Origin of the sequence: Pedobacter sp. ok626 (assembly GCF_900100435.1) — a bacterium.
Taxonomy (GTDB): Bacteria; Bacteroidota; Bacteroidia; order Sphingobacteriales; family Sphingobacteriaceae; genus Pedobacter.
This window is the reverse complement of record NZ_FNEX01000009.1, coordinates 225,166-247,297: the sequence shown is the minus strand read 5'-3', so window position 1 is coordinate 247,297 and position 22,132 is coordinate 225,166. Positions and strand designations below refer to the sequence as shown.

Annotated in this window: 11 protein-coding genes and 1 tRNA gene; 11 read left to right on the top strand and 1 reads right to left on the bottom strand. The window is 39.3% G+C overall.

What is annotated here, in order from left to right:
- Nucleotides 1-53: 53 nt before the first annotated feature.
- From BLS35_RS14740 to BLS35_RS14710, 7 genes are all read left to right on the top strand, one after another.
- Nucleotides 54-3,416, top strand: a complete 3,363-nt coding sequence (locus tag BLS35_RS14740) for a TonB-dependent receptor (RefSeq protein WP_090782319.1) — start codon at nt 54-56, stop codon at nt 3,414-3,416.
- A 12-nt stretch (nt 3,417-3,428) separates the two neighbouring features.
- Nucleotides 3,429-5,162 carry a RagB/SusD family nutrient uptake outer membrane protein gene (locus BLS35_RS14735; RefSeq protein WP_090782317.1) on the top strand — a complete coding sequence of 578 codons (1,734 nt, stop codon included), beginning with the start codon at nt 3,429-3,431 and terminating at the stop codon, nt 5,160-5,162.
- Nucleotides 5,163-5,201: 39 nt separating this feature from the next.
- Nucleotides 5,202-7,436: a hypothetical protein gene (locus tag BLS35_RS14730; protein WP_090782315.1), complete on the top strand. Its 2,235-nt coding sequence runs from the start codon at nt 5,202-5,204 to the stop codon at nt 7,434-7,436.
- Between the two features lie 8 nt (nt 7,437-7,444).
- Nucleotides 7,445-10,597, top strand: a complete 3,153-nt coding sequence (locus BLS35_RS14725) for a glycosyl hydrolase (RefSeq protein WP_090782313.1) — start codon at nt 7,445-7,447, stop codon at nt 10,595-10,597.
- Nucleotides 10,598-10,600: 3 nt separating this feature from the next.
- A complete protein-coding gene (locus BLS35_RS14720; RefSeq protein WP_090782311.1) occupies nt 10,601-13,864 on the top strand; it encodes a glycosyl hydrolase in 3,264 nt (1,087 codons plus the stop codon).
- Between the two features lie 66 nt (nt 13,865-13,930).
- Nucleotides 13,931-14,830: a ribokinase gene (gene rbsK, locus BLS35_RS14715; protein ID WP_207909192.1), complete on the top strand. Its 900-nt coding sequence runs from the start codon at nt 13,931-13,933 to the stop codon at nt 14,828-14,830.
- A gap of 23 nt (nt 14,831-14,853) precedes the next feature.
- The gene (locus BLS35_RS14710) at nt 14,854-15,858 is read left to right on the top strand and encodes a GRP family sugar transporter (RefSeq protein ID WP_090782306.1); all 1,005 of its coding nucleotides are present in this window, start codon (nt 14,854-14,856) and stop codon (nt 15,856-15,858) included.
- A 78-nt stretch (nt 15,859-15,936) separates the two neighbouring features.
- Here BLS35_RS14710 and BLS35_RS14705 read toward each other — a convergent pair whose 3' ends face one another.
- Nucleotides 15,937-17,235, bottom strand: a complete 1,299-nt coding sequence (locus BLS35_RS14705; protein WP_090782304.1) for a sensor histidine kinase — start codon at nt 17,233-17,235, stop codon at nt 15,937-15,939.
- Nucleotides 17,236-17,443: 208 nt separating this feature from the next.
- On the opposite strand from BLS35_RS14705, the gene BLS35_RS14700 reads away from it, so the two are divergent.
- The 4 genes from BLS35_RS14700 (at nt 17,444) to BLS35_RS14685 (ending at nt 21,870) form a co-directional block, all read left to right on the top strand.
- Nucleotides 17,444-17,519, top strand: a tRNA-Lys gene (locus BLS35_RS14700).
- Nucleotides 17,520-17,745: 226 nt separating this feature from the next.
- Entirely contained in the window at nt 17,746-19,527 is a 1,782-nt protein-coding gene (locus BLS35_RS14695; protein ID WP_090782302.1) for a DUF6119 family protein, read from the top strand.
- A gap of 88 nt (nt 19,528-19,615) precedes the next feature.
- The gene (locus BLS35_RS14690; protein ID WP_090782300.1) at nt 19,616-21,013 is read left to right on the top strand and encodes an AAA family ATPase; all 1,398 of its coding nucleotides are present in this window, start codon (nt 19,616-19,618) and stop codon (nt 21,011-21,013) included.
- Entirely contained in the window at nt 21,010-21,870 is an 861-nt protein-coding gene (locus BLS35_RS14685; protein ID WP_090782298.1) for a DUF4435 domain-containing protein, read from the top strand. The genes BLS35_RS14690 and BLS35_RS14685 overlap by 4 nt, the downstream gene beginning before the upstream one ends.
- Nucleotides 21,871-22,132 lie beyond the last annotated feature (262 nt).

The following is a 22,132-nucleotide window of genomic DNA, read 5'->3' as shown; positions in this document are numbered from 1 at the left end:
TCCGGATAAAATAATCGAAAAGAAATCTTGAATAAACCCAAACAACCAAAAGTATGAATTTAAATGCTTTTATCAAGACCGCTATGCCCATAGCTGGCCGATATGAAAAAATATTATTAGTTATGAGAATAACTGTGTTTTTATTGCTGATGGGTCTGATGCAGGTAAGCGCTTCCAGCGTTGCTCAGAGAATAACCCTTTCATCAAAGAATGCCGATCTGCAGGACGTTATAGAACAGCTGAGAAAACAAAGCGGCTATAATTTTCTGTATATCAAAAAAGAGGTACTCGGTAGAGCAAAGCCGGTAACGGCACAGCTCAATGATGTAACCATCGAGGAGGCGCTGAATAAGATTTTTACCGCACAGCCATTGATCTATCAGATCAAGGATAAAACGGTAGTCATCAAACCCTCCCTGGACAAACCATCTGTAAGGACAGAACAAAAGCCTGTTACAGGTAAAGTGAAGGATGAGACAGGAGAAACACTTATTGGAGTGTCTGTCCTGATAAAGGGGACCAAAACGGGAACCGTTACCAATTCGGAAGGAAGTTATACTATTCAGGTTGAACCTGGATCGGTACTGGTATTTAGTTATATCGGTTACCAGACACAAGAAATTACTGTTGGAACGGAGAGCAATATTAATGTCTCGCTGATCGCCGTAGCGGGTGGTCTGGATGAGGTGGTTGTCGTAGCCTACGGTACACAAAAAAAGGAAACGGTTACCGGGGCAATCTCTTCTATTAAAACCAAAGAAATTAAACAAAGTCCTGCAGCAAATTTAGCGGTAACCCTGGCAGGAAGATTACCTGGATTAACTTCCATCCAACGTAGTGGTCAGCCTGGTCGGGACATTACGCAGTTGTTCATCCGCGGACAGGGAACAGTAAACGCGCAAAGCCCCATCATCCTCGTAGACGGAATTGAGCGTGATCTGACTTATATTGATCCGAATGAGGTGGAGTCGGTGACAATCTTAAAGGATGCCTCATCTACAGCTATTTTTGGGGTTAGAGGAGCTAACGGTGTTATTTTGGTGACTACAAAAAGAGGAACTTCTGAAACTCCGGAAATCAATTTTGTAGCAGAAGCCGGCGCGCAGGATTTTCCACGCTTTATCAGTCCGGTTAATGCTTATGACTTTGCAACATTAAAAAATCTGGCACTAACAAACGACGGTCTACCTGCGGAATATTCAAGCAAGTCATTGGAATATTATAAATCTCAGGAAGACCCCCTGCGTTACGCAAATACAGACTGGCGTAAATTGCTGATTAAAGATTATTCTTATCAGCAACGCTATAACCTGAATGTCTCGGGGGCAAGTAAAACCACGAAGTATTTTGTAAATGCCGGGTATCTCAATCAGGGAGGACAGTTTAATACTGAAAAAGACCTTAGTTACGATCCGAGCTTTAAACTTAACCGTTATAACTTCAGATCTAATATTGATATTCAGCTGAATAAGAATTTAAAAGCATTTTTAAATGTAGCAGGTTACCTGGAGCAGCGAAATAGTCCTTATGCTTTGGGTGGTGACAATCCAACGGATTGGATCATCTATTTTATGAACCGGATGCCAGCGGTTGTACCCGGCCCTCTCACACCTGATGGACAGGTGATTACCTATTCTGATATCGACCATCCTGCATATGGTTTAATCAACCGTTCTGGCTATACACAGCAGAAAAGGAGTAATGTATTGGCTACTTATGGTATGGAGCAAAATCTTGACTTTATTACCAAAGGTTTATCGGCAAGGGCGGTGGTTTCATTCGATGCACGCACAGTTAATAATCTTGAGGCGACAAGGAAGTATGAAAAATACATACAGATCATTAATCCTAATTTACAAGGAGCGGACGGGCGCGACAGCGTGTATTATCGGCCGTTCAATAATGACCAGAATACCCCATTATCCATTGGCGGAGGACGGAATTTTGAAACCTTATCTAATTTTCAGGGTTTCATAAATTATGCAAAAACTATTGGAAAACATGATTTTTCAGGTATGTTGCTGTATCAGCAACAAAATAATGTAATCAATAATGAGTTGCCGTTCAAGTTAATGGGACTGGCTTCCAGATTTACCTATGGCTACAACTCGCGGTACTTTCTGGAGTTTAATGCAGGTTACAACGGATCTGAACAATTTGCCGAGGGCCAGCGTTTCGGATTTTTTCCGGCAGTTTCCGCCAGCTGGCTCATCTCCAATGAGTCGTTTCTACAGAATAATCCTGTCGTGAATCTGTTGAAATTAAGAGGTTCGTTCGGTAAAGTGGGTAACGACCGCATAGGAAGCAGAAGGTTTTTATACCTGGATGATATACAGGTTGTTGGAGGCGGTTTCTCCGGTAGCCTGGGCAATGCTCAAACCATCAATTATAATTTATTAAAAAACGCGCAGTTACAATGGGAGGTTGCAAAAAAATACAATCTCGGGTTGGAGATGGGATTATTTAACCAGTTTAATCTGGTAGCTGATGTGTTTTATGAAAAGAGAGACAACATCTTGCGTAACAGGGGAACGATTCCGGAACTGAACGGACTTCCTATCTCAGTATTGCCACCGGTAAATATAGGTGTGGTAGAAAACAAAGGATTTGAAGTTGAATTGAATTATAAGAAATCCTTCAGCAAGGATCTGTCTGTATTGGCCCGTGTTAATCTGAATTATGCGACAAATAGACAAATTTATGCGGATGAACCTCTGCTACCCGAAGATTATGCTTACCGCTATAGGGAAACCGGTTACCGGATAGGACAGATGTTTGGATATCAGGTAGACCGGTATTTTACCGATGCGAATGACATCGCCAATTCTCCTGTGCAAAATGTAGGCGGGCATGAATCCAGGCCAGGTGATTTTAAATACAAGGACCTGAACAACGATAATCTGATCAATGAAAGAGATATGGCACCGATTGGGTATTCAACCGTTCCTGAATATCAGTATGGAGCAGCATTTAACCTGACTTATAAAGGATTGGATTTTAGTGTCTTGTTTCAGGGTATTTCAAGTGTTTCTAACTATTATAGTGATCAAGGAGTTTTTGCTGACAAAAACTATGTGTCCAGGCATCTGGAGAGTTGGACAGCAGAACGTGCGGCAAACGGATTACCAATCAATTATCCCCGTATTTCTACCCAATCTAATCCCAATGAAAGGCCAAACTCATTTTTCATTCTCAATGCGAGCTATCTGAGATTAAAAAACATGGAAATTGGCTATAGTTTGCCATCCAAATGGAGCAGTGCGATTGGCGCGAAACGTTTGCGTATTTATGCCAACGGCCTGAACCTCTTTACTTGGGATAAACTACCCACAACGGAGTTTGATCCGGAGCTGACGAACAGTCGCGACTACCCGATTACTAGGCTGTATAATTTTGGTGTAAACTTCACTTTTTAATCAGAAGATAAGATGAAAAATATTTTAAGAATTTTTATGTTGCTTTCTTTCCTGGCAGCGGGCTGTACGAAAGATTATCTGAACATCACACCTGATGGCCGGACAACACTTGATGATATATTTAAAGATGAGAAACGAACAGAGGCTTATCTGAACAGAGTTTACGGACAAATGCCAAGTTACTTCTGGAAGTACGGTTTTTTTGATTTCCTGGCACCTTTTTCTGATGAGGCTTATGCTTACAGTGGTGCGGTAATGGCTTGGTCGGCAGGTAGTCTGAATGCCAGCGGCAGTCCTTTGCACGCACACCAGGAGAGAGGTAAAGGTGTTTATCATTATGGTACTTTCTGGGCAGGTATCAGAGATGCGAACGTATTCCTGCAAAACATCCAGACTGCCAATATCCCGAGTGCAACCAACAGGGAGCGTTTTCGTGCGGAAGCGCAGTTATTGCGTGCGTTTTATTACTGGGAACTCATTAAAGAATACGGTCCCATGCCTGTGGTAACGGCACCCTTCACAAATGATTTTGATTATACAACGCTTAAACGTCCGGCTTTCCAGGATTGTGTAAATTTTATTGTAAAAGAGTGTGATGAAGTTATTGCGAACAACAGTATGCCAATGCGTATTACCACGGAAGCAGAGCGCGGACGGTTTACAAAAGCGGTAGCCTACGCGGTAAAGTCTCAGGCTTTGTTGTATAATGCCAGTCCGTTGTGGAATGCCGCTAACGATAAAAGTAAATGGGAAGCTGCGTCACTGGCGGCACAGAGTGCCATCAATGCGCTGACCACACAAGGTTATGCGTTGGTAGACAATTATGGAGATTATTTTCTGAGCAAAACCGATATCAGCACTTCACCAAGGGATAAAGAAACAATTTACGAGGTTTTCGAGGGGCAAGTAGATCCTGTATTCAGTATCATCAATAGTATTCCAAGTAAACCTGGAATGTTTAAGGTGGGGGCTACTCCAAGCCAGGAATTGGTAGACAGTTACGATATGCAAGCTACAGGTGAGCCGGTTATTACAGGCTATCAGGATTTAGATCATACACAGCCGATCCTCAATCCAGCCTCGGGATATGATCCTTCGCAGCCTTATGTTGGGCGCGATCCGAGATTTTATGCGACCGTTTGGTACAATGGGGCTGCTTATGATAATATAGCAGGAAATGTACATATTATGGAAACTTATGTAGGTGGGGCGGATCAGTTATTGAAAGCACCTATAGGTTGGGCCTTTACACGCACAGGTTATTATTTACGTAAATTTATTGATCCTCGTTTACAATCGGGCCAGCCAGAAGATACGCGCTGGAAAAAATACCGCCTGGCAGAACTTTATCTTAATCTCGCGGAGGCAGAAAATGAAGCCAACGGACCAACCACAATAGCGCAAAACGCAGTCAATAAAGTGAGGTTTAGGGCGAATATGCCCAATTTTCCAACCACTTTATCACAACAGGAATTTCAGAACCGTATCCGCAAGGAACGTGGGGTAGAGCTCGCTTTTGAAGAACACCGTTTCTGGGATGTACGCAGATGGAAAATACTGGATAAGACAGATAAACTGGTTACTGGTATGGAGATTACAAAGCAACCGAACAATAGCTTTACTTATGCCCGCTTTGTAACTGAACGCAGAAATGCATGGAGTGATAAGTTTCTGATTATGCCTATTCCAATCAAGGAAACTGCTATAATTCCGGACTTTAACCTCAACCAGAACCCTGGTTGGTAAACATCACCTGAACCGAATGTAAACTTTAATTAAATAGTTATGGTTGTCATAAAACTTATCAGCTTAACGCTTTTAGTTGCCACTGCTTTGGGCTGTAAAAAGCCTAATGCTGAAAATAAAGAAACTGTCAAAGCAAATGAAGTGCAAAATATCGGTAGTACATCGTTAACCGCCGCACAGGAACGTTATATTGTTTTTTTTCTAACTAATACCAGCGTTGATCAGGCTGATAGCGAAAACACAGGTAAAGATGCAAATTCGGCCTATACGTTTGTAGGGGAACTTCCACAGATTTTCGGACCAGTTAACACAGACGCTCCTTATAAATACGCATTTGGTTTGCCCGGGCCAATGTTGCTCACGCAATCGGTTCAGCAGATGCAATACCAGATTAATAAAGCTTTTGATATTGCAGAAAAATACAACGTTCCGGTATATTTCCAGCTGGATGATATCAATAATTATACGACTGAGTTTGGCGGAAATGCTATGCCTAAATTTTACAATGATCCGTCATGGTGCGAATGGGTATCATTTCCTTCGGGAACAGAAACATGGGGTGGGCAATCTAACGGTCGCCTTCCTTATTTCTGGTTCAACTGGGGTGCCTGGATGCATGCCCAGGCTTTCCCAAACCTGCAATCGCCGGGCTTCAGAGCTTTTGTAAAAAGTCAGCTTGAAAATGGTGTATTGTCGGTACTGAATACACGGTATAACCAGCTAAAAGCAAATGGAAAGGGCTACTTGTTTGCAGGAATGGCTATTGGCTGGGAAACACATATTCCCGATTATTCGACTGATAATACGCTTTATAATGTGAATCCCTCTTCGCTGCCAGTAAATGCAATATTAGGGGACCAGATGCAAAGCTGGGAGGCAGGAAAACTCGGATATGCGGCGTTGCATACCTTAGGTTACACGGCTTATAACAAGGATAGACTATATCAGGTGATCCATGATTATTCTGAGTTTTTAGCTAAAACAGCTTATGACACCGGGATTCCAAGGGAAAAGATCTTTTCACATATAGTGGGGGTAAAGTCCAGTCAACCCAGTTTATCGACCACATTTGCGCCACCAATCTGGACCGCTGTTAACAATTACTCAACACCCGGTTTCACGCTTTCACCGGTAAGCTGTCCTTATAACCTGAACACCTTAACAGCAGAGATCAATCTGGTGGATCCACAACAGAAAAATTTTGCCAATGCAGAAGGTTATAGCATTGGTGTGAACGGCTCTTTTGCACAGGCTGATGCCTATTTTGGTGATATGTTTGGTCATGGAGCTGCTATGGTTGCTGTATTCGGCTGGGGAAGAGAACCTGCAGGTTCGGCTTTCGCCGTATCGCATAGTCCCACAAGCCCATTTGTGCAGGCCGCAAAAAAATGGCTGAGCAATGAGGTGAAAGTCTGGTCATTTGCTGCAGGTGCTGAAGGTTGGACATCTGGAAATGATATCAGTGGTTTCGGATGGAACAATGCAGGTAAAATAGGTGGAACTCTGACTGGAAATGATGCTTTTATACTTTCAGCAAACTCTGTGGGGTATAATATGGGCACTGAAAAACTTGTTCAGATTGGCATCAGCAATGCTTCCGCGAATACCGTTGGACAGGTTTATTTTACAACTACAGCAAGTACCGGCTGGTCTGAGGATAAAAGAAAGGACTTTGCAATGGTTGCGAACAGCTCCCTTACCAATTATACCATCAATATGGCTGATATTCCAACCTGGCAGGGAACACTTAAACAGTTGAGGATAGATCCTTCAAATGCGGTTCCTGGCAGTAACACTGCAGGTAATTTTAGTGTGGATTATATACATGTAGGTAGTCAGGGATGGAATTTCATGTCAGCTTCAGAAGGTTGGACAGCCGGACAGCAGATTAATAATTTTGGCTGGTCTGCCGCTGCCGGGAATTATATAGGTGGAAAGATAACCGGGGCCGATGCATTTGTACTATCCGGTGATAACCTGAATCTCAGTCTCGCAAACTGCCGATATGTAGTGGTCAGGATCAAGAACTCTTCTCCGCAAACGATCGGACAGGTTTATTTTACTACGACTACTGATCTGACATGGAATAATGCGAAACAGGTGTCTTTTGCATTGAATCCTTATTCTGATTTTACAACTTATACCATAGATGTGAGTACTGTTCCAGGATGGACGGGAACATTAAAGCAATTACGCATTGATCCCTCTAATGCTACTCCTGGAACACCTGTTAATGGATATTTCCAGGTTCAACACGTCAAAATAATTAATTAAGGAGAAGTATGAAGGTGTTTAAATCTAAGTCAATAAAGATATTCTTTATCGTTCTTGCTTTCGGGGTGGCTGAGGCCATCCCTTGCAAGGCGCAAAAAAACATACCCACTCCGGTAATTTTTGAAACTGATATGGGAAATGATGTGGATGATGGGCTCGCACTCGCTATGCTTTTCAGATACGCAGATCAGGGAAAAATTAATTTCCTTGGTATCAGTAATAATAAACAAAGTTTAAGTTCCTTACAATTTATAGATCTAATGCGGCGCCAGTATGGTTACAGCCAGTTACCCATAGCAACAGTACAAAAGGGTGTCGAGGGTGAAGTTGAAGCTAAGAGCTTTGCCAGAAGGGTGATGGAGTATAAGGAACAAGGCCAGTTGCTGTACTCGAGCAGCATAAAAAATTATAGCGATGTTGAAACTGCTGTTCACTTTTATCGGCGTATGTTGGCCAAAGCTAAAGACACTTCAGTTGTAATTATTTCGGTAGGTTTCTCTACAAATCTTGCGAAATTACTGGAATCTAAATCAGATCAATATTCAAAATTGAATGGTTTAGAACTGGTAAAACGAAAGGTGAAATTTTTGAGTACAATGGCGGGGAATTTTAGTACGCGAAGGCAAAAAGAATTCAATGTGATCAGTGATCTTCCTGCTGCCAGGAAAATTTTTAATCGTTGGCCGACAGTTATTTATGTTAGTCCGTTTGAAGTAGGAGCAAGTGTTCATTTTCCTGCATCAGCTATTGAAGCTAACCTTGGTTATCGAGGGAACCAACCGTTGGTTACCGCCTACAAGGAGTACATTACGATGCCCTATAACAGGGAAACCTGGGACCTTACTTCTGTCTTGTTTGCGATAGAAAAATCAGCACACTATTTTAAACAAAGTGTGCCAGGTAAATTTATAGTGGATGAGCAGGGCTATACGGAGTTTAAAGAGGGGGATAAGGGAAAGCACTATTTTCTACATACACCCGGCGAATCAGAACGCAGTAAAATTAAAAACCGCTTTGTAGAATTAGTCATGACTGCGAATTCCAGAATAACGGAGCTGAAAAGTAATATTGATGTTCAAGGCTTCCAAAATCCTGCATTGAAGTACCGGCCTTTAAGGATCATTCATGAACATCTGGATACTACCCTGATCAGAAATTTAAAAGAGTTGGGCTATGGTGGTGTAGTTACGAACGTATCCTATCAGGATTACCTGAGCTCAACACAAAACTGGGAGAAATTTCGTTCCGATATTGCTTATGCAATTGATAAACTGGATTTAAGGATATGGATTTATGACGAAAAGGGATATCCGAGCGGTGCAGCCGGCGGTATAGTATTGAAAGATGATCCTTCTGCTCAGGCACTTGGTCTGTCCGTTATATCCAAAGTCGTGAATAAAGGAAAGCAGCTAGTTATAGCATTTCCGCATGGACATACCAAATTCCTGGCGGCATTTGCTTATCCTGAAACTGGATTTGGTACTAATGCAATAATTGATCTTAGAAAGTATACCGATGCAAGAGGGAACCTGAAGTGGTCAGCCCCTAAAGGGAAAGGGAACTGGAAAGTGCAGTACTTTGTACAGAAACCTTTTTATGAAAATACCCACGCTACACACAATTGGTTTGAGCAGCGGAAAATGGTGAATTTATTGGAAAAGAAAGCTACAGCCGATTTCATTAAGGTTACACATGAACAATATAAACATCATGTCGGCGACTACTTTGGGAAAGGAATTGAAGCTTTTTTTACAGATGAACCATCCTTAGTCGGAACCCATTTTTTGAACAACAAACCACCTGTAACACCTGGAGTCCGCGATCAGCCAGATTTTAACATTCCGGCCTTTCCAACCTTAAATTGGAGTGAAAGTTTGCTGACTGAGTTTAAAAGAAGAAGAGGATATGACTTGTTTAATAAGCTTCCCTATCTGGTGGAAGGGCAATCGGCAACTGCATTTAAGGTCAGGATAGATTATTATCAGACATTAATGGAGCTGGTAGCGGAATGTTATTTTAAACCGCTGGAGGAATTTGCAGCAAAGAATAATGTTGCATCATCCGGGCATCTACTGTTGGAAGAGGACTTGTTTTACCATCCGATTTTTGAAGGAAGTTTGATGGAAATGTATAAGCATATGCAGTTTCCGGGGATAGATCTACTTACCGCTTATCCATTGATCGCAAAACGTTGGGGCGTTACGACTGCTAAATTCGCTTCTTCGGTTGCAGATACATATGGGAAAAAACAGGTAATGAGTGAAATATCCAGTGCATTCGATAGCAATAATGCTGGTATAAATGGTCAAATGGCTGCAGTAGGTATTCAATTTGCCTATGGAGTTGATCGGTTTAATTCTTATTACAGGCATGATAAAATGAGTGTCGAAGAGAATAAACAGTTTACAAATTACATTGGTAGGGTTGCTTATTTGCTGGACCAGGGAAAAAGACAACCACAAGTTGCGGTGTATTATCCAATTGAGAGCATCTGGGCTAAAACCTTAATTCCCTTATCCATTGGAAGGGAACATTTCGATAAAGAAGCATTGTTTTTAAGCGATAATTTTACCGAACTCGGGCTGGCACTGGTTGATCAGCATATTGACTTCAATTATATAGACCGTGAAAAGTTGGCTGAAGCCGGAAAAGAAATTAAAAAATTGATTATTCCAAAGCTGGCGGTATTGCAGAAAGAACAGCTGGATCATTTGATCAGGCTTGCAGGTCAGGGCATAAACCTTTATTTCCAGAATACTGAGGTGGCCTTGCTAAATGGGAATGGATTTGAACTTGAGGCCATCGACCTTAGAGAAAAATTTAGCGCTTACAACAATATCGTTTTTTCGGATAATCTAACTCAGATTGCTTCGCAAATTTCGGCTGATACAGATTCGGGATATCGAATTGAAGCTGGAACTGAAAATATTGTTGCATTGGCTAAGTCTGGTAAAGCAGCAGAAGTATATCTGTTTGTGAATGCAGCGGATAAAGCACAGGATGTAAAAGTAACTTTTAAAAAATCTGATAAAAGTTTGATGGTCTGGGACCCGGTATCCGGACTCGTTATACCTGGGAATACCCGGATTACAAACAATGGAAATGTATTGGAACTGCACCTTGATAAATGGCAGACACTATTGGTAACAATTGATAAATAAAACATGAACGAATTAAACAAATATACCCTAAGAACCGGACTGATTTTATTGATTTCCTTATTTGGTGTTTTTAATCTGGCAGCTCAATTTAAAGCGGAAAATTCAACACTTTCAAAAGGATTTTTAACTCCACCGGATTCTGTGAGGCCTTATGTCTATTGGTATTGGATAAACGATCATATCTCACCAGCTGGCGTGGTAAAGGATCTGGAAGCAATGAAAAAGGTGGGTATTGGTGGCGCATTCATAGGTAATATAGGGCTTTCTAAAGAAGAAGGTACCTCTTTTGGAGATGTAAAATTATTTTCTGACCAATGGTGGAAAGCGACTGAGGTGGCTATGGAAACAGCAACTAAGAACGGAATTACTTTGGGAATGTTCAATAGTCCGGGATGGAGCCAGAGCGGAGGGCCCTGGATAAAACCGACATCTTCCATGCGCTATATTACAAGCAGCAGGTTAATGGTAAAAGGGGGGCAGCAACTTGATATGAATGTAATGCCGGCAAATACAGATACGAGTTATTTATTTACACTTGCTGTACCCGCTCCTGATTATGCTGATTTTGATCTGAAGTCTTATCAGCCACAACTGACAGCAGATGCAAATATCAATAATATATCAAATTTGACGGATGGTAATTTTGCAACCTCATCTATGCTCTCTTCAGGTGTCAAAAGCTGTAGTATCAATATCAAGCTGAAAAAAGCTTTAACCATTCGAAGTCTGGTTCTGCATCCTGCTGAAGTACCATTCTCTGCCGATGCACTACTACAAGCAATGCGCAACGGAAAAATGGAAACAATTAAAACGTTTAATATAAATAGGATTAATCCGAGTAAACAGGTTGGTTTTATCCCTTATGCACCATTAACTATCGCCCTCGATCCCGTTAATTCAAATGAATTTAGGATTGTATTACAACATATAGAGGGACAAGCGGGATTCAAGGAGATCGATTTGTCTCCGGCTGCTTACCTGGAACGTTATATGGAAAAACAATTGGCTAAGATGTACGCAACTCCATTACCGCTTTGGCCGGAATATCAATGGCAGACACAAGGGGAAACTAAGGATGCTCAATTGATAATAGATCCGAAAAAAGTAATCAATTTAAAATCGTTTGTAAACCAACAAGGTCAACTTAACTGGAAGGTGCCTGCTGGAAAGTGGCTGATCTTGAATTACTACCTTGCAACTACAGGCGTAACGAACAGTCCGGCATCACCAGAGGGAAAGGGGCTGGAAGTGGATAAAATGGACCATAAAAAACTGGCTTCCCATTTTGACTCCTTTATTGGAAAAGTACTGACTCGTATACCGGAGGAAAAACGCAAGACTTTTAAATATTTAGTTGCTGATAGCTATGAAATGGGCTCTCAAAATTGGACTGATAGTTTACAGCGTACCTTTAAACTAATTTACGGCTATGATCCTTTGCCCTGGCTTCCGGTACTGACAGGTAATATTGTCGGAAGTGCTGATCAATCTGATAGATTTTTATGGGATCTTAGAAGACTTGTTGCTGATCTGGTTGCTACTGAATATGTTGGAGGTTTAAAGAAACTTGGTAACAAAGCAGGCCTTAAACTTTGGCTGGAAAATTATGGACATTGGGGTTTCCCGTCAGAGTTCTTAAAATATGGAGGTGCGTCTGATGAGGTGGCAGGCGAATTTTGGAACGAAGGTGAACTTGGAAACATCGAGAATAAATCAGCATCTTCAGCGGCTCATATCTACGGTAAAAACAGGGTTTGGGCAGAATCTTTTACTGCTGGCGGTGGAGCATATAGCCGATATCCGGCCTTATTGAAAAAAAGGGGGGATTGGTCTTTTACAGAAGGCGTGAATCAGACTTTATTGCACCTTTATGTCCACCAGCCCGACGAATCAAATTATCCCGGTCTGAATGCATGGTTTAGTACAGAGTTTAACAGAAAAAATACCTGGTTTTATCAGGGAGCAGCTTTTATAGATTATTTGAGGAGATGTAATTATTTACTTCAGCAGGGAACTCCGGTAAATGATGTTGCTTATTTTATCGGAGAAGATGCACCTAAGATGACAGGGATTAGAAATCCTGAATTGCCTGAAGGCTACTCCTATGATTACATTAATGCAGATGTGATACTAAACAGGATAACTGTTAGAAATCGAAAACTCTTATTGCCCGACGGTGTACAGTATAGCCTGTTGGTTCTTCCGCCACTTAAAACCATGCGTCCAGCTTTGCTGGAGAAAATTGGGTCACTTGTAAAGGATGGTGCCGTAGTATTGGGAAAAGCTCCGGAAAGATCGCCTAGTCTACAGGATTATCCGGAAGCTGATAAACGTATTAGAACGCTTGCACAAAATTTATGGGGCGGAACAATACTGAAGAAAGGAATAAGAAAATATGGTAATGGCCTGGTTATGGAAGGTATTTCTATGCAGGAAGCACTGGACTATATCGGTCTGGCTCCCGACCTGAAATCTAGTGTCGGTAATAAAATATTATATACCCATCGAAGTACCGAAGCAAATGAGCTATATTTTATGACCAATCAGTCTGATGGTGATGTTGAATTCTCTGCTGTATTTAGAGTGGCTAATGCTCAGCCTTACTGGTGGGATCCGGCGACCGGAACCAAGAGAGACTTACCCGTTTTTAGTAATGCTGATGGTAAAACGTCCATTTCATTCAGACTTGAAACCAATCAAAGTGGTTTTGTGGTTTTTAATAAAGGTGAATCGAAGAAGAATTCAGGCATACGGGAGAATTTTCCTGTAGGCAGGCACCTGCTTACTTTATCTGCTCCGTGGGAAGTCAGTTTTCTCAATTCTCCGATATCCGGAGGCCCGGAAAAACCTATTGTGTTTAATGAATTGATTAGCTGGTCGGACCACAGGGATGAGCGTATAAAAAACTTTTCTGGATCAGCTGTATATAAGTCAACCTTTAGCCTGAAGAAGGTGGATCGGGAAGGAACAATCTTCCTGAATACAGGGCATATTAATGGAATGGCCAGAATTAAGATCAATGGTCAGGATGTAGGTTCAGTATGGACAGCCCCCTGGCAGGTTGATGTTTCAAAAGTTATTAAAGAAGGAAAGAATAATGTGGAGATAGAGGTGGTGAACACCTGGATAAACCGCTTAATAGGAGATAGCAAACTTGATGCGAAGGACAGGTTAACACGCACGGATGTCATTAATCTCCCTGCGCATAACAAATACGAGCGATCGGGCTTAACCGGGCCAGTAAACGTGATCAAGGTTCAGTATTAAATTATAAAATGTTGAACGTATGCTGAATCTATTTTAAATAATAAAAGAAATTAAAAAATGAATCCAATGATTTTAGTTGTAGGAAGCTCAAACACAGATATGGTTATAAAAACTGAACACCTACCCGTTGCAGGAGAAACGACTCTGGGTGGAGTTTTCTTTATGAACCCTGGAGGAAAGGGCGCGAATCAGGCAGTTGCAGCCGCCAGACTTGGCGGAAATGTAACGTTTATATGTAAAATTGGAAATGATATCTTTGGCAGACAGTCTAAGCAACTTTTCGAGGAAGAAGGAATTAATACTGATCATATTTTATCTGACCCAGATAACCCCTCAGGTGTAGCTCTGATTACAGTGGATCAGAATGCTGAAAACTGTATTGTCGTTGCATCTGGTGCAAACGCAACGCTTAGTGTAAACGATCTCGTGAATATTGAGCAGTTAATTGACCAGGCAAAAATAGTTTTGATTCAATTGGAAATTCCTTTAGCAACGGTAGTGCATGTTGTACAAATGGCGGCGGCCAAAGGTGTAAAAGTTGTGCTGAATCCTGCACCTGCCTGCAGCTTATCGGATGCCTTCTTAAGTAATATTTCCGTTATTACGCCTAATAGAACTGAGGCTGAAATATTATCCGGTATAGCTGTAAATGATATAGAAAGTGCAAAGAAAGCAGCTCAGATTATCAAAGGAAAAGGTGTTGAAACAGTGATCATTACTTTAGGAAGAGAAGGGGCTTTGATATTCCATGATAACGAATTTATGCATACTCATGCCCCGGTTGTGGAAGCAATAGATACCACTGCTGCTGGTGATGTGTTCAATGGGGCCTTTGCCGTAGCTTTATCAGAAAACAAAAGTATTCAGGATGCAGTGACTTTTGCCTGTAATGCTTCTGCAATATCTGTAACCCGTTTGGGTGCACAATCATCTGCACCATCAAGAAATGAAATTTTTATACCATAAACCAGAATTTTAAAAAAGACACTATGTTTATTATTGAAAGTTACTCACTTGCAGTCGTATTTTGCCTTATCACTATGCTGTGTTGGGGATCATGGGCTAATACACAAAAAATGGCCGGGAAAACATGGCGCTTTGAACTATTTTATTGGGATTATGTAATAGGGATTTTACTTTTTTCAGTAATTTCTGCTTTTACAATGGGCAGTGTCGGTCATCAGGGACGTGATTTTCTGACCGATCTTAAACAGGCGGACAGCTCAAATATAACAAGTGCCTTGTTTGGAGGCGTAATTTTTAACGCCGCAAATATTTTATTGTCTGCAGCTATAGCCATAGCAGGTATGTCTGTCGCCTTTCCATTAGCCATAGGCTTAGCATTGGTTTTAGGAGTGTTGATTAATTATGCCGGTTCGCAAAAAGGAGACCCCATTTTGTTATTTGCTGGGGTGATATTAATTGTTGTGGCGATATTTCTAAATGCCGTGGCCTATAAAAGAAAAAGTACAGGAGAGCAGAAAAAAGTGTCAGCAAAAGGGATTGGAATCTGCATCACCGCAGGTGTACTGATGGCTTTCTTCTACCACTTTATAGCAGCTTCTATGGACCTTGAGAACTTTGTATCGCCCGCTGCTGGTAAAATGACTCCTTATACAGCCGTATTTGTTTTTTCACTTGGTATCTTTTTAAGCAATTTTCTGTTTAACACGATCCTTATAAGAAGACCGATTGTAGGTGAACCGACTAATTATAAAGCTTATTTTTCAGGAAGTTTTAGTACACATTTAACAGGTGTATTGGGTGGTTTGATTTGGGGACTGGGAAATTCGTTGAATCTGATCGCTGCGGGAAAAGCGGGCCCTGCTATATCGTATGGATTGGGACAGGGAGCAACACTTATAGCTGCATTATGGGGTGTTTTCATTTGGAAAGAATTTCGTAATTCGCCCCGAGGTACCAATAGCTTGTTAATCGCAATGTTTTGCTTTTTTATCGCTGGGCTTGGTTTGCTGATTTTTGCAGGCGTGTAAGACTAGAAATTTTAAAAGAGGGTGTCCAGTGCTTTATACAAATTCACACCAAGAGCCTCAACGAAAGTGGACTGACACTCAAAAGTTGGGGCTCTTTGCAGCAAATTCCAATGTGAAGGTTGTTCCATTTCCTGGTACACTATTGAAGCTGATTTTGCCTTTCTGCAACTCGGTATACTCTTTACATAAGATCAAGCCCAGGCCTACACCTTTTTCGTTGTTGGTACCATAAGTCGATGCTGCATTCATCTTAAAAAGATCGTCCTGTTTTGCCATTGGAATGCCCACGCCATTATCCCTTATGTGCAGCTTGACATGGCCGAAATCATAAGAACTGTAGATCTGAATTTCTCCTCCAGGCAGGGTAAACTTTATTGCATTATTTATCAGGTTCCTGATGACCAACTTTAGCATGTCTAAGTCGGCACTGAGCTCAATTTCCGGATCAATATTCACGCGGATTACAACATTCTTTATATCCGCTGCCGCATGTTGTACAAGTAGACAGGTCGATACAACTTCGGATAAGTTCAAGTTCACCATGTTTACGCTGATGCCACCATCCATTTGCGATTTTGTCCAGTTTAATAAATTGTGCAGCATTACCTGTGTGTTTTTCGTCTCGTTAAGCAGGTTACTTTCCAGAAATCGGCGCTCATCTGCCGATAATTCATGTTCATTAAGGGTCTCCAGGAAAATTGCAATAGAATTGAGGGGAGAACGTAAGTCATGAGACAAAATTGACAATAACCTTGTCTTAGAATCATTAGCTTCTTTTAAAGCCAGGGAAGATTTCAGCGCATTATTCTTTTCCCGTTGATAACTGTTGATCAGATAGGAGAGCACGACGCCTATACACGCGACTACGAAGATGTAAGTCGTTGCCATGTCAACAAATAAATCACTGCGCTTTGCGTAGGTGACTTCGATCAATTCAGTGTTATAGTATTCAACCAGCAATAATCCAACAACAATCCCCACATTGATCAGCATCCAAAATACATACTGACGAGTGGGCATTACGGCCAATGTAAATACCAACGAGAGTAGGTAAAGTATTAATGTGGGGCCATGTATACCTGAATTTATGAAGTAATTAAATACCATGAATACACTGGTGCCGACACTAAATAAAATGAAGCTAAGCTGCAACCGACCATAATATCTGGAATTGATGTACATCGCTACAATCACAATCCAGGTAGCCGAAAGTGCTAAATTGACCAATGGTACCTTTATGAAACCATTTACCAGTAATGCCAGAGGAAGACCGATCATAGCGATAACACTTACTTCATGAAATATTCTGGTTTGGAGCGGTGTGTCAGCAATACTGCCGATCAATTTGGCGTGTAGCCGTCTAATAGATTCGATCATCAAAAAGAATTGCCGGTTTTTAAAGGAGTAAATTTAAGAAAATCTTATCAGTCTATTAGATTTTTATAAACGCTTGTTATTCTGAGTTCTTTTGTTCTATAAATCAGCAGATTATAAGGTGTGATTGAATTTAATTGAAATTAAGTCATTGTCAAGGTATGAAATCTTAATAAATTTCATAGTTTTGCACTCCTTCAAACAAGGAAATGATTCCGTAGCTCAGCTGGTAGAGCATTACACTTTTAATGTAGTGGTCCTGGGTTCGAATCCCAGCGGGATCACCAGAGTAAAATAAAACCTTTGTAAGTAAGATACTTACAAAGGTTTTTTCTTTTTACCGTCAATATTACTGTCAGTTTTAAATAGAACTTTAAGAGTTAATAATAGTCGCTGATTTTTACTTCATTCAGCAGACGATAGAAATTAGTTATCTATGAAGCTTTGAATTCCTTGTTTCTAAGTTGATTAAAAATTTATTGTAAATGATTATATTTCGAGAAATATACTCTCATGACAATTACGCCGAATATTTTTAAGATTGATAGAGAACATCATCTTTTAAAACCACTAACAACTACTATTGCAATAATTAAAGTTTTGATTCGTGATGCATATCGCCGTGCGGAATGGGAATTAGACGAAGGTGATTTAGAAATCCAACCCTACAAAAGAGATAGTTTGACTTATTATCTTTATTTATATACGATTGCAGATAAGCAGTCGGAATGGGCCACCTTTTTACCTGAAGAAATAAAGCAAGGAAAGAACAAATTTCAACAAACAAAACTATCATTAATATTATTCGTAGAAACGGAAAATGAACTTTTCGCAATTGTAGGAGGTGGGGGATATCGGATTATAGTAAATTTTATTGATCATTCTTATGGTTTGATGACTTACGACCGCTTAATCAATTTGACAGAAGACGAAGCTACATCTACTAAATCTAGAGGCATCACTGGGCAGAGGATAGGCATGAGTGAACAGTTTCGAGATCAGTACAAAATGGTCAATTACCTACAGTTCGGGAAAATACCAAAAGAATTACATGTTAAGTTAGCAGAGTCAACAACATCCGACTATTTTACGTTTTTGCTGGGAAAATACAATGAACGTCTCAATATCACAGTGGGTAACGGTTTCAAGATTAACAAGCAAGTAAACTTTGAGGTTCTACACGAGATTATTAAGGAGCTTAACAATCTTTTGGAAATTCCTGCAAAAGAATTACTTAGTTCTTATACTCAAGTTAGAGATAAAAATGAGATCGACGAACTCCAGAAAGCACTCAATAAGCGTATTTTTAATCATATACCTTTTTTGTTGGGCACTAGTCGAGATGAAAGGGATAACTTTGAATTTGACTTAGCGAGTCCTAATAATATCGAAGCGTTTTATGAAGCAGAATCCTATCAATTAAAAGAAAAGATCGATGATAAGCACATATTATTTGATACCGTTTTCCATAGAGATGAGATTTACAAAACAGTTGTTTTAAAGGCGTATGAACACTGCGGTGATGATGAGAATGCAATCCTATTTTATTTACGTGGAGTTAGAGTACATTGCTATCAAGGGACTAAGCAGACTACTAGTGCAGGTTTTATATATCATCTAAATGCGGAAATTTCTCATAATTCCGAATCCGCATTCTTCATCGATTCTAAATGGTATAAAGTAAAAGATGTGTTTGTTAAAACTCTTATAACTCAAACAGAAAGCATTTTTAAAAATTTTAAATTACCGAATGGGATTTTATATGAACCATGGGATTTGCAATCTGGAACTAACGCTTTGATTGATGAAGGAGTGTACAACTTAAAATATAATGGAAAAACTAATTACATTGTAATGGATAAAATACTTCCAGATAATATTGAAGTTTGTGACATCTTGCATATTTTACCAACAGAGATTTATTTGATTCATGTTAAACATAGTTTTACAGCAAGAGTGCGAGAGTTGACAAATCAAATTTTGATTAGCGCGAGAAGACTTTCGGAGGCTATTGCTTCCAAAAATAACGCCTATTTTGAGCAAATGTTTAAGCAAATAGAATCAAACAAAAGAAATATCAATAATCTATCAGAGCTAGAGTTTTTAGATTTATTCTATAAAAAAAAAGTAACGTATGTTTTCGCAACGGCGTCCCAATTCTCAAGTGATTTAATGATTGAGGGGAATGTAAATAAATATCGATCAAACATTGCACGTTTCTCTCTTACAACCTGTTCTTCTGAAATGAGGAATCAATACTTTGATATGTTGACCTATCAGATAAAGCGTACCTAAGTTTTAGTCAAATGTATTGCTATGAATAAATTTGTATTTAAGATAAGTAAGCAATAATGTCATATTTAATTTTTATAATTGATGTAATATGAAAATAACATCAATTGACATTCGAAAACTCCACGGATATTTAGACACCCACATTAATTTAAAACCTAACATCGCCATTTTGGTGGGAATAAACGGTTCTGGAAAAACTAGTACTCTTAATGTTATAAACTGGATGTTCAATCTTTCGATAGAGAGCTTGTCAACAGAATCCTTCGAAACTATTGAGATTCATTTCATACACGAGAAAAGCGAATACCAATACATCTGTAGGCAAACAAATGAAATTTTAGAAATTTCATTATTGAACCTTAATAATCGAACAGTATTTGAACCTATTAGACATTCATTGAAGTCTGATCCAAAATCTATGGCCAGAAGGTCTAGATATAAGGAAATTATATATAATGAAACTTTATTCAATGAAATTAATTTTAATGCTGATGCTACATGGAATTTTATAAAGAATCTTCCTTCGCCTGTGATAATTGGCTTAGATAGAACCTTATATACTAGCGATCGACACGGAGTAAGTATACAACGAGAGGGTAATTTTGGAGGTATTTCAAGAAATGACTTTGCAAAAGACTCTTCCACTCCGCTTGAGAATGTCAGTAGATTGCTATCTGGAAAATTCACACAGCATACGAATGAACTTCTTAAGTTAAACAGGACCCTAAATGAAACAATAGTTTTATCTGCGTTCAACGAAGTCTATTCCCAGGAAAAACTCGAAGAACTATTGGTTCAGCAAACACCGTCGATTAAGAGATTGGATAAGCTTAGAAATCAAGTGATTGAATTTTTAAAAGATAATCATAATTGGAATTCGAGACAGAATAGATGGAGCGACCCAGAAAACTTTAATAACATCCCAGAGCAGAGAATTAGTAATTATTTTGAAAACTTAAAAGATGTAATCCAAAATAGGGTGACCGATAAAATAGATCTGAGATATCTAGTAAATGTTAGCCAGTTTAGAAAGGTAAACGAGCTTATCACGGCATTTAGCGAATTCGAACAGAAAACGCAAGATGAGATTGCTCCTCTAAATGAATTTATGGCTGTTCTCAACACTTTTTTTAAAGACTCATCAAAACAATTGTATTTTGAAAAAGAATCCGGACTGCTAAGATTTAATATTTTAGATAAATATGGGCAAATAATTACAGAGAGTATGAACGTGAATTCATTATCATCTGGAGAAAAACAAATACTTATTCTTTTAACATATATTAAGTATAGACGTGAAAATTTATTCCTCATTGACGAACCTGAATTGTCACTGCACCCCAAATGGCAAGAAGACTTTTTGAATGCTATTAATAAGCTGATGAGAAAAAATTCTCAGCTCATAATAGCGACACATTCGCCAGAAATCATTGGAGATTATAGAGATAATTGTTCTGTTTTACTACCATATGGTGATAACATATGATAAGTGCTATTGATAGTATACCTACAAGATCAGTAAGAGCAAAAGGAAACTTAGATTTAATATGGACACAATTCAATGATTTAAATTTTTTCATTGAAGATGAATACAAGGAAAACTTTTATTTAAATTTATTCAGGAAACTTTACCCTACAATACGGCTGGAAAAAGTATTTGGTTTAGGGGGAAAAAAGTATGTAAAGCAGTCCGCCAGAGACAAAGTAAATAGTAAAAAAGACATACATATCGTGGATCTGGACTTTGATCATTTATTAAATAGTATTGAGGTTTTACCAAATTTATTCTATCTCGAAAGGTACAGTATTGAAAACTATCTAATAGAACATGATGCGATAGCTGAATTTATAAAGGAAGAAAAAACGACGATAAAAGATTCAGAAATAAATTTAAAATTCAATTTAGAATCCAGTTTGCGGGATTTACACGATGTTGTCCAGAAATTGTCTGCATGTTGTTTCATAATCCATAAATTCAGTTTGGGTATTGAATATTTTAAAATTGAAATAAATAGAGATTTTAATTTAACGGCAACACCCTACGGTGTAAAAAATAGATTCATTACTGATTATTATGAAGAGGTCAAAGCAGGCTTGAAATTAAAAAGACCGCGCATGAGTTTTGAGAGGCAGGTATCTCTTGCACAAAGGCATTTTAAAAAAACGAACACATTAGTAAATGTACCGGGAAAGTATTTAATGAATTTGATCAAATTTATAGTTGTCAGGAATTTTGAATTACGAAGCTTACATTCTGATAACTTTAACTACAGGGTTGGCAAAAATTGTAGCTTAAAGTCATTGTCTTTTCTTAAATCTAAGATCGACGAGTTTTTGAACTAGATATATTTCACACGGAAAAAAGAGAAAAATTACAGGTCATTTGTAAATAAACATTCAGACAACAATACGTTCCCGTTTGTCTATAACATACGGGAAGGTGTCTCACTATTGGGACTGTCCAAGTCTCGCCCCATACTTTTGTTATACGTCTATAGTTTGTTTATGTAAATTATATAATTATCTATTTATAAGCATTTTGCTTTGCTGTGAAAATGAAAATAATGTCATGTTGAAGACGTTTCAAGAGGATATTTGCATAAAC